This is a genomic window from Pseudomonas sp. UBT, from assembly GCF_050915955.1.
Taxonomy (GTDB): domain Bacteria; phylum Pseudomonadota; class Gammaproteobacteria; order Pseudomonadales; family Pseudomonadaceae; genus Aquipseudomonas; species Aquipseudomonas antarctica_A.
The window spans coordinates 1004682-1020558 of sequence record NZ_CP168079.1; the positions used below are offsets into that span (position 1 = coordinate 1004682).

18 protein-coding genes and 1 pseudogene are annotated in these 15877 nt (G+C 61.8%); 8 read left to right on the forward strand and 11 right to left on the reverse strand.

Annotated elements, in window-relative coordinates:
- Window positions 1-101: 101 nt before the first annotated feature.
- The 8 genes and pseudogenes from ACDZ94_RS04655 to ACDZ94_RS04690 all read left to right on the forward strand — a co-directional run bounded on the left by ACDZ94_RS04655 (window position 102) and on the right by ACDZ94_RS04690 (window position 7591).
- Window positions 102-746, forward strand: a complete 645-nt coding sequence (locus ACDZ94_RS04655; RefSeq protein ID WP_262666352.1) for an NAD(P)H-dependent oxidoreductase — start codon at window positions 102-104, stop codon at window positions 744-746.
- Window positions 685-1062, forward strand: coding sequence for a MerR family transcriptional regulator (locus tag ACDZ94_RS04660; RefSeq protein ID WP_064454319.1), 378 nt, complete (start codon window positions 685-687; stop codon window positions 1060-1062). The genes ACDZ94_RS04655 and ACDZ94_RS04660 overlap by 62 nt, the downstream gene beginning before the upstream one ends.
- 126 nt (window positions 1063-1188) lie before the next feature.
- Window positions 1189-2328 (forward strand): Fic family protein, encoded by a 1140-nt coding sequence (locus ACDZ94_RS04665; protein WP_407017658.1) that lies wholly within the window; start codon window positions 1189-1191, stop codon window positions 2326-2328.
- 76 nt (window positions 2329-2404) lie between these two features.
- The gene (locus ACDZ94_RS04670; protein ID WP_003176346.1) at window positions 2405-2647 is read left to right on the forward strand and encodes an exodeoxyribonuclease VII small subunit; all 243 of its coding nucleotides are present in this window, start codon (window positions 2405-2407) and stop codon (window positions 2645-2647) included.
- The gene (locus ACDZ94_RS04675) at window positions 2644-3531 is read left to right on the forward strand and encodes a farnesyl diphosphate synthase (protein WP_128587826.1); all 888 of its coding nucleotides are present in this window, start codon (window positions 2644-2646) and stop codon (window positions 3529-3531) included. Before ACDZ94_RS04670 ends, ACDZ94_RS04675 begins: the two co-directional genes overlap by 4 nt.
- A gap of 110 nt (window positions 3532-3641) precedes the next feature.
- On the forward strand, window positions 3642-5540 hold the full coding sequence (gene dxs, locus ACDZ94_RS04680) for a 1-deoxy-D-xylulose-5-phosphate synthase (RefSeq protein WP_064454322.1): 1899 nt from the start codon (window positions 3642-3644) through the stop codon (window positions 5538-5540).
- Window positions 5541-5696: 156 nt separating this feature from the next.
- A pseudogene (locus ACDZ94_RS04685) lies at window positions 5697-6088 on the forward strand (TonB-dependent receptor); the annotation flags it as partial.
- Between the two features lie 6 nt (window positions 6089-6094).
- Entirely contained in the window at window positions 6095-7591 is a 1497-nt protein-coding gene (locus tag ACDZ94_RS04690) for a TonB-dependent receptor domain-containing protein (RefSeq protein WP_432751483.1), read from the forward strand.
- Here ACDZ94_RS04690 and ACDZ94_RS04695 read toward each other — a convergent pair.
- From ACDZ94_RS04695 to nrdR, 11 genes are all read right to left on the reverse strand, one after another.
- Complete coding sequence (locus ACDZ94_RS04695) at window positions 7534-8391, reverse strand: cobalamin-binding protein (protein ID WP_432751146.1); 858 nt, start codon at window positions 8389-8391, stop codon at window positions 7534-7536. The two genes, ACDZ94_RS04690 and ACDZ94_RS04695, sit on opposite strands and share 58 nt — an antisense overlap.
- On the reverse strand, window positions 8388-8807 hold the full coding sequence (locus ACDZ94_RS04700) for a nuclear FMR1 interacting 1 family protein (RefSeq protein ID WP_064454324.1): 420 nt from the start codon (window positions 8805-8807) through the stop codon (window positions 8388-8390). The genes ACDZ94_RS04695 and ACDZ94_RS04700 overlap by 4 nt, the downstream gene beginning before the upstream one ends.
- On the reverse strand, window positions 8804-9421 hold the full coding sequence (gene ribA / locus ACDZ94_RS04705) for a GTP cyclohydrolase II (RefSeq protein WP_432751147.1): 618 nt from the start codon (window positions 9419-9421) through the stop codon (window positions 8804-8806). The genes ACDZ94_RS04700 and ribA overlap by 4 nt, the downstream gene beginning before the upstream one ends.
- A gap of 129 nt (window positions 9422-9550) precedes the next feature.
- Window positions 9551-10273 carry a substrate-binding periplasmic protein gene (locus tag ACDZ94_RS04710; RefSeq protein ID WP_432751148.1) on the reverse strand — a complete coding sequence of 241 codons (723 nt, stop codon included), beginning with the start codon at window positions 10271-10273 and terminating at the stop codon, window positions 9551-9553.
- A 56-nt stretch (window positions 10274-10329) separates the two neighbouring features.
- On the reverse strand, window positions 10330-11295 hold the full coding sequence (gene thiL, locus ACDZ94_RS04715) for a thiamine-phosphate kinase (protein WP_432751149.1): 966 nt from the start codon (window positions 11293-11295) through the stop codon (window positions 10330-10332).
- A gap of 18 nt (window positions 11296-11313) precedes the next feature.
- Complete coding sequence (gene nusB, locus ACDZ94_RS04720; RefSeq protein ID WP_053258233.1) at window positions 11314-11814, reverse strand: transcription antitermination factor NusB; 501 nt, start codon at window positions 11812-11814, stop codon at window positions 11314-11316.
- Complete coding sequence (gene ribH, locus ACDZ94_RS04725; protein WP_003194576.1) at window positions 11811-12287, reverse strand: 6,7-dimethyl-8-ribityllumazine synthase; 477 nt, start codon at window positions 12285-12287, stop codon at window positions 11811-11813. Before ribH ends, nusB begins: the two co-directional genes overlap by 4 nt.
- Window positions 12288-12375: 88 nt before the next feature.
- A complete protein-coding gene (gene ribBA / locus ACDZ94_RS04730) occupies window positions 12376-13467 on the reverse strand; it encodes a bifunctional 3,4-dihydroxy-2-butanone-4-phosphate synthase/GTP cyclohydrolase II (protein ID WP_221295735.1) in 1092 nt (363 codons plus the stop codon).
- Window positions 13468-13482: 15 nt separating this feature from the next.
- Complete coding sequence (locus tag ACDZ94_RS04735; protein ID WP_064454330.1) at window positions 13483-14160, reverse strand: riboflavin synthase; 678 nt, start codon at window positions 14158-14160, stop codon at window positions 13483-13485.
- 47 nt (window positions 14161-14207) lie between these two features.
- Window positions 14208-15344, reverse strand: coding sequence for a bifunctional diaminohydroxyphosphoribosylaminopyrimidine deaminase/5-amino-6-(5-phosphoribosylamino)uracil reductase RibD (ribD, locus tag ACDZ94_RS04740; protein ID WP_432751150.1), 1137 nt, complete (start codon window positions 15342-15344; stop codon window positions 14208-14210).
- Window positions 15341-15811, reverse strand: coding sequence for a transcriptional regulator NrdR (nrdR, locus tag ACDZ94_RS04745; RefSeq protein ID WP_064455016.1), 471 nt, complete (start codon window positions 15809-15811; stop codon window positions 15341-15343). The genes ribD and nrdR overlap by 4 nt, the downstream gene beginning before the upstream one ends.
- Between the last annotated feature and the right edge of the window lie 66 nt (window positions 15812-15877).

The window sequence follows — 15877 nt, forward strand, 5'->3', positions numbered from 1 at the left end:
CAGCCTGCTGCACAAATACTCCGCAGCACTAGCCCGGCCCTTGACTCTCCCCTATACGGCACACCCTACCCTGAACACCTCGACGTTCAGGACCTCACCCCATGCACCAACGCATCCTGGTCATCCTCGGCCACCCTTCCACCACGAGCCTCTGCTCAGCCTTGGCCGAAGCCTACATCCACAGCGCAAAAGTCGCTGGCCACCCAGTACGCGTCCTATCCCTGGGCGATCTCACTTTCGACCCCGTTCTTCACCACGGCTACACGCAGATCCAGGCGTTGGAGCCCGATTTGCTCAGCGCCCAGTCCGACATCCTCTGGGCCACCCATCTGGCTTTCGTTTTCCCGATTTGGTGGGGCGGTATTCCGGCGTTGTTGAAGGGGTTTATCGACCGTATTTTCCTACCCGGCTTTGCCTTTAAATACCGCGAAGGCAAGTTGTTTCCTGACAAGCTGCTGCTCGGCCGAACCGCGCACTTGTTGGTGACCCTGGACACGCCGCCGTGGTATTACCGCTGGTTCTACCGCATGCCGGGCATTCATCAGCTGCGCAGCGCGACCCTGGCGTTTTGCGGCATCCAGCCGATCAAGACGTTGCTGTTCGGGCCGGTGCTGGGATCTACGCCAGCGCAACGGGCAAAGTGGCTGACACAGGCTGGCGGATTAATGGGAAAAGGGAGTTTTCATGTACATCGGCAAAGCCGCGCAACTGTCGGGCACGACCATCAAGGCGATTCGTCACTATGAGGCGATTGGCCTGTTGCCAGCACCGCAGCGGGAGGGACGTTATCGGGTCTATTCAGCGCAAAGTGTCGAGCTGTTGGCGTTGATCAAGTGCGCCCAGCAGTTGGGTTTCAAGCTCAAGGAGTTGCAGGAGATTTTGCACGGGCACGAGGCTGATGCGTTGCCTTGGGAGCGCGCAGACCAGGCCATCACCAGCAAGAAGCACGAACTGGCCGCGCAGATTGCCGGGTTACAGCAGATGCAGGCGGGGTTGACCGCATTTGAAGCACAGCTTAAGGACGCGCAGGGGCAGTGTTATTTAACCGCTGACAGTGACTGACTTTCCCGGACGACGACGCCTTCTGGCTCGGTGTCTGGTGGACGATGAGCCGAACAGGATGCACAATCGGCTCACAAAATGAGCCGAATAACGTTTTTATTCGGCTCACGCACCCAGGCATGCCCCATGGATCATCCGTACTGGATCTGGCAACACACCGATTGGCCCCACTTTCATTGGCAGCCCGGACAGCTGGCGGTCTTGCTGCGCGAGTGCGGGCAAGCCCAAGGCAAGCTGCTGGGCATGCTTGGCTCCGTCAGCCAGACAGTCAGTGCGCAGAATGAGCTGGATGCGTTGCTGCAAAATATTCTGACCTCCTCGGCAATCGAGGGCGAGCAGCTGAATGTCGGCTCCGTGCGTTCCTCTCTGGCGCGACGCTTGGGCCTGGAGGCGATGCAGGACGGCCAAGTGAGTCGACGCAGTGAAGGCCTCGCCGAACTGATGATGGACGCCACCGAGCAATTCGCGCAGCCGTTCACTCTTACGCGCTTATTGAATTGGCATCACTGGGTGTTCCCCACCCCGGAAGCTGGCGTTGCCCCACGCGCGCTCAATGTCGGCGCACTGAGGGGAGATGAGCCCATGCAGGTGGTGTCGGGGCGACTTGATCGGCCAACGGTCCATTTCGAGGCGCCACCGCGCCGAGGCCTGGAGCAAGGGCTGGGTGATTTTCTCGAATGGTTCGAAACCAGCCGCAACCAGCCAGAGCTGGACCCGCTGATCCGCGCTGGCGTCGCGCACTTCTGGTTTGTCACGCTGCATCCGTTCGATGACGGCAATGGTCGCCTGACCCGCGCAATCACTGATTTGGCATTGGCCCAGGGCGACCATCAGGCCATCCGTTTTTATGCCATGTCAGCCAGCATTCTCGAGGACCGCGCCGGTTACTACCGCGCGCTGGAATCCAGCCAGAAGGCCACACTGGATATCACTGATTGGCTGGCGTGGTTTTTGAAAACCCTGTTGCGCAGCCTGCAGCAGGCGATGGCGCGAATAGAACGCGTCCTGGGCAAGACCCGGTTCTGGCAGCAGCACCGCGACCTCTCGTTGTCCACCGAACAGATCAAGGTACTCAACCGCCTGCTCGACGGCGGTGAAAAGGGCTTCGAACACGACATCGGCGCCGCGCAGTACCAGGCCGTGGCGAAGGTGTCCAAGGCTACTGCAACCCGCCATCTGGCTGATCTGCTGGAAAAAAATTGCCTGGTCCGCTTGCCCGGCGGAGGCCGTAGTACGCGTTATCAAATCAATGGCCGAGACGACTGAAGCGCCCTGCTCATTTGCCCAGAATCCCCATGTCTGCTAGTGTCGCGCCGGTTTACCGTCTACCGGAATAGCCGCCATGGCCCGCAAAAAAGTTGCACTCGATTTCGAACAATCCCTCGCCGACCTGCAAACCCTGGTCGAGCGTCTGGAGAACGGCGAGTTGTCGCTGGAGGACTCGCTGACGGCGTTTGAGCAAGGTATCGGCCTGACCCGCGACTGCCAGAGCGCCTTGGCGCAGGCGGAGCAGAAGGTCCAGGTGCTGCTGGAACGTGACGGGGAGTTGGCCGAAGAACCTTTCGATGCGGAACAGCCGGAATGATCGACGCGTATCAGGCCAGTAGCCAAGCCCGGGTGAATGCGGCGCTCGAGCCCTTGTTTGTTGCGCCAAGCCCGGAAATGAACCGCCTTTATGCTGCCATGCGCTACAGCGTGATGAATGGCGGCAAGCGTGTGCGCCCGTTGCTGGCGTACGCCGCGTGTGAAGCCCTCGGCGCGCCTGCCGAGCAGGCCAATGGCGCGGCGTGTGCAGTCGAGCTGATTCACGCCTACTCCCTGGTGCATGACGATTTGCCGGCAATGGACGACGATGATTTGCGTCGCGGCCAGCCGACCACCCACAAAGCCTTTGACGAAGCCTATGCGATCCTCGCCGGTGACGGCTTGCAGAGCCTGGCGTTCAGCGCATTGCTGGACCCGCGCCTCAACAGCGTGAATGCCGAGATCAGCCTGCGCATGGTCACGGCACTTGCGGTGGCCGCAGGCCCGGCCGGCATGGTCGGCGGGCAAGCGATCGACATGGGTTCGGTCAGCCTCAAGCTGGACCAGAAAGCCCTTGAACACATGCACCGCCACAAGACCGGCGCGCTGATCGAAGCTGCCGTGCACCTCGGCGCCTTGGCCAGTGGCCGTGCAGACGCTGCGCAACTGGCCGCCCTGCAGACCTATTCGCGGGCCATCGGCCTGGCATTCCAGGTGCAGGACGACATTCTCGACGTTGAAAGTGACACCGCGACCCTCGGCAAGCGCCAGGGTGCGGATGCCGCACGCGATAAACCGACGTATCCGGCCCTGCTCGGCCTCGAAGCAGCCAAGGCGTATGCCCTGGAACTGCGTGACCAGGCCCTGGATGCCCTGCGACCTTTCGACGCGGCGGCCGAGCCGTTGCGCGACCTGGCGCGGTATATCGTCGAACGCCGCCACTGATAACGCGGGCTATTAGCGCCGCATATCAGCCAAGTTTGGCGCTCTGCGTGGGCAGTTTGCACGGCTTGAGGTAAACTGCCGCCTCTTCTATACCTATAACGATTCGCCTGATGCCCACGACGTTCCAAGAGATTCCCCGCAAGCGCCCGTCCACGCCCCTGCTCGACCGTGCTGCCACGCCGGACGGCCTGCGTCGACTGGGTGAAGCCGAGCTGGAAACCCTGGCCGATGAGTTGCGCCTGGAATTGCTCTACACGGTCGGTCAGACCGGTGGGCATTTCGGTGCAGGGCTGGGCGTTATCGAGCTGACCATCGCCTTGCATTACGTGTTCGACACGCCGGACGACCGGCTGGTGTGGGACGTGGGCCATCAGGCGTATCCGCATAAAATCCTCACTGGCCGTCGCGAGCGCATGGGCACCCTGCGTCAGAAGGACGGCCTGGCCGCCTTCCCGCGCCGCGCCGAAAGCGAGTACGACACCTTTGGCGTCGGCCACTCCAGCACCTCCATCAGTGCAGCGCTGGGCATGGCGATTGCCGCCCGCCTGCAAGGCAGCGACCGCAAGGCGATTGCCGTGATTGGTGATGGCGCACTGACCGCCGGCATGGCCTTCGAAGCGCTGAACCATGCGCCGGAAGTGAACGCCAACATGCTGGTGATCCTTAACGACAACGACATGTCGATCTCGCGCAACGTCGGTGGCCTGTCCAACTATCTGGCAAAGATCCTCTCCAGCCGCACCTACGCCAGCATGCGCGAAGGCAGCAAGAAGGTGCTCTCGCGCCTGCCCGGCGCGTGGGAAATTGCCCGGCGTACCGAAGAATATGCCAAGGGCATGCTGGTGCCTGGCACCCTGTTCGAAGAGTTGGGCTGGAACTACATTGGCCCGATCGACGGTCATGACCTGCCGACCCTGATCGCCACACTGCGCAACATGCGTGACCTCAAGGGCCCGCAGTTCCTGCACATCGTCACCAAAAAAGGCAAAGGCTTCGCCCCGGCGGAAGTCGACCCAATTGGTTACCACGCCATCACCAAGCTCGAACCTCTGGACGCTCCCGCCGCCGCGCCGAAAAAGGCCAGCGGGCCGAAGTATTCCGGCGTATTTGGCGAATGGCTGTGCGACATGGCCGCTGCCGACCCGCGCCTGGTGGGCATTACCCCGGCGATGAAGGAAGGCTCCGACCTGGTGGCGTTCAGCGAGCGTTTCCCGCTGCGCTATTTCGACGTGGCGATTGCCGAGCAGCACGCCGTTACTTTCGCGGCCGGTATGGCCTGTGAAGGCGCGAAACCGGTGGTGGCGATCTACTCCACGTTCCTGCAACGCGGGTATGACCAGCTGGTTCATGACGTGGCGGTGCAGAACCTCGACGTGCTGTTCGCCATCGACCGCGCAGGTTTAGTCGGCGAAGACGGCCCCACCCACGCCGGCAGTTTTGACTTGTCCTACTTGCGCTGCATTCCCGGCATGCTGGTGATGACGCCGAGCAACGAGAACGAACTGCGCAAGATGCTCAGCACCGGCCACCTGTACAACGGCCCGGCCGCCGTGCGTTACCCACGCGGCAATGGCCCGAATGCCATGATCGAAAAAGACCTTGAGCCGATTGAAATCGGTAAAGGCATTGTTCGCCGCCAGGGCAGCAAAGCCGCGTTCCTGGTGTTTGGCGTGCAACTGGCCGAAGCCCTCAAAGTCGCCGAGAAGATCGACGCCACCGTGGTCGACATGCGCTTCGTCAAACCGCTGGATGAAGCCCTCGTCCGCGAAATCGCCGCGGGCCATGAGCTGCTGGTGACGGTCGAAGAAAACGCCATCATGGGCGGCGCCGGTGCAGCGGTCAGTGAGTTCCTGGCGCGGGAGAATATCCTCAAGTCGGTGCTGCACCTGGGCTTGCCGGACGTGTATGTCGAACATGCCAAGCCGGCGCAGATGCTCGCCGAATGCGGGCTGGACGAAGCCGGGATTGAAGCGTCGGTGCGCGAGCGCATGGCACTGCTCGGCCTGTAAACCGACCTCCCGGTAGAAACCGGGTCAACATGTGGGAGCTGGCTTGCCTGCGATAGCGGTCTATCGGACACATTGAAGTTGAATGTGCCGCCGTCATCGCAGGCAAGCCCGCTCCCACATTGGTTTTGTATTGCTGATGAACGCTAGGGACAGCCCATGACCCGCCTTCGCTTTGCCCTGCCCTTGCTGCTGCTCCCGGCCACTGACCTGCTCGCCGAACCCTTTGAGCGCGACGACGCCCTGAAACTCCCCAACGTAGTGATCAGCGCCAACCGCCAGGTCCAGGCACGCAACGACAGCAGCGCCGCCAACACCGTGTTCACCCGCGATGACATCGACCGCCTGCAACCCACCACCCTAAGCGACTTGCTGAACCGCGTACCCGGCGTGCAGGTGGCACAGAGCGGTGGCCGTGGCAGCGCGACCAATATTTATATTCGCGGCACGTCCACCGCCCAAAGCCTGGTTCTGGTAGATGGCCAGCGCATCAGCAGTTCCACCACCGGCACCAGCAACTTGCAATACTCAACATCGATCAAATCGAGCGAGTAGAAGTGTTACGAGGTTCACGTTCGGTGATCTACGGCAGCGATGCCATTGGTGGAGTGATCCAGATCTTCACTCGGCGTTACACCGAGCCCGGCCTGCAACCGCGCATGCATGTGGGCTTTGGCAGCAACCAGACGTGGGAGCGCAGCGTGGGATTGTCCGGGGGCGACCCCCAAACCCGATTCGACCTCAGCGCCAGCTTGGAAGACACCGCCGGGTTCAATCGCACACGGACCTCCTACCCCAGCGATGGCGACGATGACGCCTACCGCAACCAAGCCATCAGTTTCAGCCTGAGCCATGCCTTCACCGATGATCTCGACGCCGGCATAAACGTGCTGGACAACCATGGCAAGAGCGAATTCGATAACCCTTACGGTCGCTTTGACTCGGTCACCTATCAAGCTTTCCAACAGCAGCCGTACACCCACTTCACCGTAAGTAGCGTCAGCAGCTACGTCGATGCGCGTATCAACGACATTTGGAAGTCTCGCGTAGAACTGGGCCACAGCGAAAATCGTGAAGAGACCCAGGATAAACTTAGCGACGAACGCAGTGTGTTCAACACCTACCGCGACTCGCTGAACTGGCAGAACGACTTAACCCTCAATGAACAGAACAGTCTGATCCTGGGCGCCGACTGGTACGAAGACCGGGTCAACAGCAGCACCGCGCTGGCCGAAGACAGCCGCTGGAACCGTGCTGCGTTTATCCAGCACCGCTTTCAAACCCAGTACTTCTCCACGGAACTGGGCCTGCGTCGCGACCAGAACCAACAGTTCGGCGGTCACAACAGTTGGAGCGGCACCTTAACCCTGCCGGTAAACCCGGATAACGATCTGTTACTGAGTTACAGCGAGGGCTTCCGGGCTCCGACGTTCAATGACCTGTACTACCCGGACGAGTTTGGCTTTAAAAACAGCAACCCGAATTTGAAACCCGAAACCTCCAAAAGCTACGAAGTGCAGTGGCGTAGCCAGCTCAGCGAAACCAGTCGTCTGGAAGCCTCGCTATACCGCACGGATATCCAAGATGCGATTGTGTTCGCCAGTGGCGGCCCGCAAAACGTCAGTTCGGCACGCATCAATGGCGTTGAAGCCGCGCTCAAGCAAGAGTTGTTCGGCTGGCAAGGTAGCCTCGGGCTGGCAATGATAGACCCGCGCGACCGCGATTCCGGCCGCACATTGGCGCGTCGTGCCAGGCGCACCCTGAGCCTGGACGTGGATCGCCAATTCGATCAGTTCGGCGTCGGCGCCAGCTGGCAAGCGATAAGCAGCAGCTACGACGATCCGAAGAACCAGCATCGTTTGGGTGGTTATGGGGTGCTCGGGCTACGCGCCAGTTGGGCCGTGAACCGTGAAATCACGCTGAGCATGAAGCTCGATAACGTGCTGGACAAAGGCTACAACCGGGAGCTGTATCAGTATCAAGGCCAACAGTATGGCTATCGGGAAGAAGGTCGGGCGTTTATGGTCGGGGTGAGCTGGGCGCCGGACATCTGATCGGCACTGGCTGCGATCACCTGGCAGAGCCTGGCCACCGCCTCCAACATTTGCCCGCTGGGCCGCTCCAGGCCTTTGTCCGGCACCAACAGCAATCGCCCCTGCCCCACGGCGGCAATCTGCGGCCAGGCTTTCCAGGCGTCCAGTTGCGGCTGATCCCCGGCCACAATTGCCTCGGGATTACGCTGCAACACAGACTCAATACTGACCTGCGGCGCGGGCAGCTTCAGGTCATCGAATACATTACGCGCGCCGCACACACTCAGCGCATCGCTGATGATTTGCCCACCGCCCACGGTGTACAGCGGCTGGTTCCACACTTGGTAAAATACCCGCAAGGGTTCGGCCCGGTGATAGCGTTGGCGCAGTTCGGTCAGGCGCTGGCGTAACTGCGCAGCCAGTTGTCGACCCGCCTCCTCGCGGCCCACTTGTTGAGCGATGGCTTGGATTTGAGACGTCAGTTGTTCAAGGCTATGGGGTTCGGCGACATACACCGGGATCTTCAGGCGCTGCAATTGCTCACGCTGAGCCGGGCCGACACTGCCGGGCCAGAGCAGGATCAGGTCGGGCTTTAGGCTGAGCAGGCGCTCCATGTTCAGTTGCCCGTAATGCCCCACCGACGGCACGTTCGCCAACGCCGCCGGCCGCTCGCCGCCGTCGAGCACGCCAACCAGCAAGTCGGCAGCGCCCAGTTCAAGCACAATTTCAGAGAGCGACGGCGCCAGGCTGACAACGCGTTCGACTGCCAATGCCTGGGCACTGAAGACCAGCAGCAGGACCGCCAGCCAGTGACGCCTCATCCCAGCTGACGCGGAATGCGATAGAGGTAAAACAGCACCAGCGTCGACAGCGCCAGCAAGCACAGCGGCACTGCTTCCAGGCCGACAAACACCGCCAACGCACCGATCCAGGCTGGCAGGGCAGCCACCAGCAACGCCGTGCGCCGACGTGCCGCGAGGGTGATCCAGGCAGCCGGTTCTTCGGGCGTGTCGAGGGCTTTGGAAGTGGCAATCAGCGCGTGTTTATAGCCATGAAAATAGCGCAGGCTCAGAAACATCGAGGCCACGCCGGCAATGAAGAACGGCATGGCCAGCACGGGAAGCAGGGATTCGGCCTGACCAAATACCAGATTGATGACGAACAACGGGAGCAATGCCAGGGCCAGGTACTGCCACCAGTTGAAGGACAGTCGGCGTTTTACCTGGCCACGGGTCACGCGCGGTCGACCTCGCCTTGATGCTCGTTGCCCATCATGTGGTCGAGCTTGCTGGCTTTGGTGGCCAGGTAGAGTTTGTTATGCGGGTTTTGCCCGGTGTGCAGCGGCACACGCTCGGACACGGTGATGCCCATCTCGGTCAAGGCTTTGACCTTGCGCGGGTTGTTGGTCATCAGGCGCAGGGATTTCACCCCCAAATGTTCCAGCATCGGCAGGCAGATGCCGTAGTCACGCTGGTCGGCGGCGAAGCCCAGGCGCTCGTTGGCTTCGACAGTATCGGCACCGCCGTCCTGCAGCTCATAAGCCCGGATCTTGTTCATCAGGCCAATGCCACGGCCTTCCTGACGCAAGTACAGCAATACGCCACGGCCTTCACGGGCAATGGCCCGCATGGCCGCTTCCAGTTGCGATCCGCAGTCACAGCGCTGGCTGAACAGCGCGTCGCCGGTCAGGCACTCGGAGTGCACGCGGCCAAGCACCGGCGCGCCGTCGGCGATGTCACCCAGGCTGAGCACAACGTGCTCGCGCCCGTTGGCCTCTTCGAGAAAGCCATTCATGGTGAACGTGGCAAAAGGGGTAGGCAGCTTGGAAGCAGCGACGAAAACGACGGGCACCGTGTGCTCCTGATTTCAGATTTCACAGAGGGCGCCATTGTAACAGCAGGTTCCTACAGACGCTTAAGCTGAATTATCGCTGATAAAGATCAATAGGTTCGATTGGCCTTCGTCTAGGTTCTATGCAGGTCAGAATGGATACGGCTGTTTCCAGCGCTCGAAAATCGGCTTCAGCTCGCCATTTTTGACCAGGGCCGCCATGCGCCGGTCATAGACGGCCATCAAGGCCCGCCCGCGCTCAGTGTCGGCAAAGCCTACATAGAGCGGCAGCTCGGCGATATGAGTGAGTTTGAATTGCGACGGTTCATCCGACTGACTCAGCACGTGTTTGGCTTCGGTAAGGGAATCGATGTAGAAGTCGACGCGAGCGTGTTGCAGCATCGGCAGGATGCCGTCACGGCGCTCGATCTGGTTGAAGTGGTGCAGGTTCGGCAAGTACGCCTCATACCGATAGCCGCGCACCCACGCCAAGCGGTAGTTGCCCAGGGTGGCGAGGCTCGGCGTCGGCGCAGTTGCCAGCCCGAGTGCGTAGAGGTGGTCGGCGTCGAAGTGCCAGTGCGGGTACAGCACGCCGCGGGCTTCATCGCGATAGGCGCCGACCCAGCCGTCCACCTCACCGCGCTGGGCCAGCCCGACCGAGCGGGTATAGGGCACGGCGCGGGTTTGCAGGGTGATGCCCGCCGGTTCGAAGACCTGACGCAATACATCCCAGGCCAGACCACTGCCATCTTTGTTGGTGTAGTTGTTCCATTCCTCACTGGCCAGCATGACCTTGCCAGGGACGGGCGCTTCATCTGCCAGCACCAGCGACGAGGCACACATCATGATCAGCAGCCAACGGCGCACAACCATGGTGACAACCTCCTACACCGTGATAACCGTATAGAGGGTAGCGCATGCTCGCAGGCTTACAGCGTCTCGTGAAAATGTTGATAACCGCGCACGGCCGGAGTGATGTCTTGCCCGGTGGCGTCGAGCAGCGTTACGCCCTGCCCTGCCTCGACCCGGCCGATCACATGGATCGGCCACCCGTTCGCCAACAAGGGCGCCAACTCGGCACGCGGCAAGGTGAAGGCCAACACATAGTCGTCGCCCCCGCTCAACGCGGCGACACGGGCTTCATCATCACCGACAAACGCCAACAACGCCTTGGACAGCGGCAACTTCTGACGCTCAACCAGCAGGCTGACAGTCGAAGCCTTGGCGATATGCCCGCAATCGGCCAACAACCCGTCGGAAATATCCATGGCCGATGTCGCCTTGCCCCGTAGCGCCAGGCCCAGCGCCAACTGCGGTTGCGGCGACCAGTAATGGGCGAGCAAGGGCTCAGCGATGGCGGCGTCAGCCGTGCGTTGCCCCAACACCAACGGCAATGCGCCGGCGGCATTGCCAAGTTCACCGCCCACACACAGCAGGTCACCCGGCTGTGCACCGCTGCGCGTCAATGCCTGCCCGGCCGGCACTCGGCCAAACACCGTCAGGGTCAGGCTCAGCGGCCCGCGCGTGGTATCGCCGCCCACCAGGCCCACACCGCAGCTTTGCGCCATGGCATTCAAACCCTGGGCATAGCGTTGCAGCCAATCGGCATCAACCGTCGGGGTGGTAAGGGCAAGGGTAAACGCGAGGGGATGGGCGCCCATGGCGGCCAGGTCGCTCACTGCCACGGCCAGCGAGCGCTGGCCGAGCAGGAACGGGTCACACGGGTCGGCAAAGTGCACGCCGGCCACTAGGGTATCGGTGGAGATTGCCAGCTGCTCCCCGGCGGGGAGCGCCAGCAAGGCGCAATCGTCGCCAATCCCCAGGGCAATGCCTTCGCCGCCTTGCGCACAGGGCGCGGCGGCGAAGTACTTGCGGATCAGCTCAAACTCGCCCATTCAGGACTCAAGCGCAGATTAGCGCTTGTGTTCCTTCACTTCGGCTTCGCGCAGGCGCGGGGCCAGCTTGTCGAGCACGCCGTTGACGAACTTGTGGCCGTCGGTCGAACCGTAGACTTTCGCCAGTTCGATACCTTCGTTGATGACCACGCGGTATGGCACGTCGACGCGCTTGAGCAGCTCCCAGGTAGACAGGCGCATCACGCACAGTTCAACCGGGTCCAGTTCTTCGATGGTCAGGTCCAGGCATGGCGCCAGTGCCGTGTCGATCTCGGTCAGGTTGGCATGCACACCGTGCAGGATGTCGTGGAAGTAGCTCTGATCGGCAAACGTGAAGTCGTTATCGACGCGAAACTGCGCTTCGATTTCGTTCAGCGAAGCGCCCGCCAGCAGACGCTGGTACAGCGCCTGGGTGGCGAGTTGACGCGCTTTACGACGCTTCTCGCTTTTGGATGGCTTGCCGGCATCCGCAGGGCGTGGGTCCTGAGGGTTGAACTGATCGCTCTCGTCAGAAATCACTTGGCCTCCAACTGCGACAGCAGGCTGACCATTTCCAGCGCGGACAGGGCTGCTTCAGCGCCTTTGTTACCGGCCTTGGTGCCGGAACGCTCGATGGCTTGCTCGATGGAATCTACGGTCAGTACGCCGAAAGCGACTGGCACGCCGAACTCCATGGACACCTGGGCCAGGCCTTTGGTGCATTCGCCAGCTACGTATTCGAAATGCGGGGTACCGCCACGAATGACCGCGCCCAGGGCGATGATCGCCGCGTATTCACCCTGCTGTGCAACTTTTTGCGCAACCAGAGGAATTTCGAAGGCGCCAGGGGCGCGGATGAGGGTGATATCGCTCTCGCTCACACCGTGGCGAACCAGGGCGTCAACGGCACCGCTTACCAGGCTTTCAACCACGAAGCTGTTGAAGCGGCCAACCACCAGGGCATAGCGGCCTTTGGGGGCGATGAAGGTACCTTCGATGGTCTTCAGGGTCATTCGACAAATCTCTTAAAGAGCCGGGACGCGAAAAGTGCGTCCCTCAGTGATGATTTAACCGCGAACACGGGGCAAAAATAGCCAGCCGTTATTCGGAGGGCACGTATTCTACAACTTCCAGGTCGAAACCGGATATCGCATTAAATTTCATCGGTGCACTCATCAAGCGCATTTTGCGTACACCCAGGTCACGCAGGATCTGCGAACCGGCACCGACGATGCTGTAGGTAGTCGGCGTTTTGACCTGAGTGTTCTCGGCGGTTTCACGAATATGCGCGAGCAACACGTCGCCATCCACCGGGTTGCCCAACAGCAACACCACACCGCTGCCTGCCTGGGAAACTGCGGCCATGGCAGCGCGCAGGCTCCAGCGGCCGGGCTGCTTGACCATCAGCAGGTCGCGCAGCGGGTCCATGTTGTGCACGCGCACCAGGGTCGGTTCGTCGGCGCAAATGGTGCCCAGGGTCAGGGCCATGTGCACGTCGCCTTCCACTGAATCACGGTAGGTCACCAAATTGAATTGGCCCAGTTCGCTGTCCAGCGGCTGCTCGGCAATCCGCTGAACGGTACGTTCGTGGATCATGCGGTAGTGAATCAGGTCGGCAATGGTGCCGATCTTGAGGTTGTGTTCGGCGGCAAAGGCTTCGAGTTCAGTGCGACGGGCCATGGTGCCGTCGTCGTTCATCACTTCGCAGATCACGCCGCTCGGCTCGAAACCGGCCATGCGCGCCAAATCGCAGGCGGCTTCGGTGTGGCCGGCGCGAGCGAGGGTGCCGCCCGGCTGGGCCATCAGCGGGAAGATGTGGCCCGGGCTGACGATGTCTTCGGCCTTGGCGTCTTTCGCGGCGGCGGCTTGCACCGTGCGTGCACGGTCGGCGGCAGAAATACCGGTGGTGACGCCGGTGGTCGCTTCAATGGACACGGTGAACTTGGTGCCGAAACCCGAACCGTTGCGCGGCGCCATCAATGGCAGCTTGAGCAACTCGCAGCGCTCGCGGCTCATGGGCATGCAGATCAGCCCACGGGCGTGCTTGGCCATGAAGTTGATGTGCTCAGCCTTGCAGGCCTCGGCGGCCATGATGATGTCGCCTTCGTTTTCGCGATCTTCGTCATCCATCAGGATGACCATCTTGCCTTGGCGGATGTCTTCAACCAGTTCTTCGATGCTATTGAGCGCCACGCGGCACCCCCTTGGTCAGGATTTCAGGTAGCCATTAGCGGCCAGAAAGCTTTCAGTGATGTTCCCGGACGGCCCTTGTAGAGAGACAGACTCTGCGGCCTTATCGCCCATCAGCAGGCGCTCCAGGTAACGGGCAAGCAAGTCAACTTCCAGGTTCACCCGGCGACCTGGCTGGTACGACGCCATGATGGTTTCGCTCAGGGTGTGGGGAATGATGGTCAGCTCAAATTCGGCGCCATTGACGGCGTTCACGGTCAGGCTGGTGCCGTCGACGGTGATCGAGCCTTTGTGGGCGATGTACTTGGCCAGCTCTTTCGGCGCACGAATGCGGAATTCCACGGCACGTGCGTTTTCGCTGCGCGCCACCACTTCGCCGACGCCGTCGACGTGGCCGCTGACCAGGTGGCCACCCAGGCGGGTGGTCGGGGTCAGGGCTTTTTCCAGGTTGACCGGGCTGCCAGCTTTGAGGTCGTTCATCGCGGTGCAGTCCAGGGTTTCCCGGCTGACGTCGGCGGCAAAGCCATTGCCCGGCAGCTCGATGACGGTCAGGCACACGCCGCTGACGGCGATACTGTCGCCCAGCTTGACGTCGCCCAAATCGAGCTTGCCGGTTTCAACCAGCAAGCGCACATCACCGCCTTTGGGGGTCATTGCGCGGATGCTGCCGATGGATTCGATAATGCCGGTGAACATGGCCTTCTCCTGGAAAACGGGACGGGCGCTTGAGCGCCCGGTCAGAATTATACGCTCGCTGCTGGAAGAGGGATGGCAGTGACTCGCCAGTCATCGCCTACAGCGCGCATTTCAGTGATCTTGAGTTGGGGGGCGTCGGCGAGTTTATCAAGCGGCCAGTCCAGCAAAGGCCGAGCGGCGGAGCCAAGAAACTTGCCAGCGACGAATATCACGTACTCGTCGACCAACCCCTGCTGGGCAAACGCACCCGCCAGGCTTGGACCGGCCTCTACCAACACTTCGTTGACACCTCTGGCCGCCAGTGCGACCAGCGCCGAGCGCAGGTCCACCTGACCGTCAACGCCTGGCACGACCAGGCATTCGGGCCCACGGGGGAACTGGTTCTCTGGCGTAACGCAGGTGATGACCAGCGCCGGGCCGGCCTTGAAGAACGGCGCGTTGAGCGGCACGCGCAGGCGGCCGTCGATCAACACGCGCAACGGCGGGCGGGACATGGCCAGCGCAGTGGTCGCTTCGTCCAGGCCCAGTTCGGCGGCACGTACGGTCAGGCGGGCGCCGTCGGCCAGCACCGTATCGGCACCGGTCAACACCACGCTGGCCTCGGCGCGCAGGCGCTGTACGGCGGCGCGGGCGGCAGAGCCGGTGATCCATTGGCTTTCGCCACTGGCCATCGCGGTGCGGCCGTCCAAACTCATCGCCAGTTTGACCCGCACGAACGGCAGGCCGTGTTCCATGCGCTTGAGGAAGCCCGGGTTGAGCGCGCGCGCTTCACTTTCCAGTACGCCGCTGTGGGTTTCGATACCGGCCTGGGCCAAACGCTGCAGGCCACGGCCAGCCACTTCCGGGTTGGGGTCCTGCATCCCGGCGACCACTCTCGCGACACCGGCAGTCACCAATGCATCTGCGCAAGGCGGTGTCCGCCCGTGGTGGCTGCATGGTTCAAGGGTCACGTACACCGTGGCGCCACGCGCCTTGTCACCGGCGGCGCGCAACGCATTCGGCTCGGCATGGGGTTCGCCGGTGCGCTCATGCCAGCCTTCGCCGACAATCTGCCCATCCCGCACTATCACGCAGCCCACACGCGGGTTGGGATGGGTGGTGTACACGCCCTTGCGCGCCAATTCGAGGGCGCGAGCCATGTAATGGGCGTCGAGGATGGCCTGTTCTGCAGAAGGTGCGGTCATTTCTTTACCGGCTCACGGGCCAGGCGGTCGATCTCTTCGCGGAACTCATTGAGGTCCTGGAAGCGTCGATACACCGAAGCGAAACGGATATAGGCGACTTCGTCGAGCTTTTGCAGCTCGCCCATCACCAGTTCTCCAACCACCAGGCTCTTGACCTCGCGCTCACCGGTCGCACGCAGCTTGTGCTTGATATGCGCCAGCGCCGCCTCCAGCCGCTCGACACTCACCGGGCGTTTTTCCAGGGCGCGCTGCATACCGGCGCGCAGTTTGTCTTCGTCGAAAGGCTGGCGGCTGCCGTCGGACTTGATCAGACGTGGCAACACCAGTTCGGCGGTTTCGAAGGTGGTGAAACGTTCACCGCAGCCAGAGGCCAGGCATTCGCGCCGGCGACGTACTTGATCGCCCTCGGCGACCAGACGTGAGTCAATGACCTTGGTGTCGTTGGCACCGCAGAAGGGACAGTGCATGGTGGCAGGCAACAAAAAAAGGGAGGGCCATGGTAGCGCATCCCCATGGCAAGACAAGCCATAGCC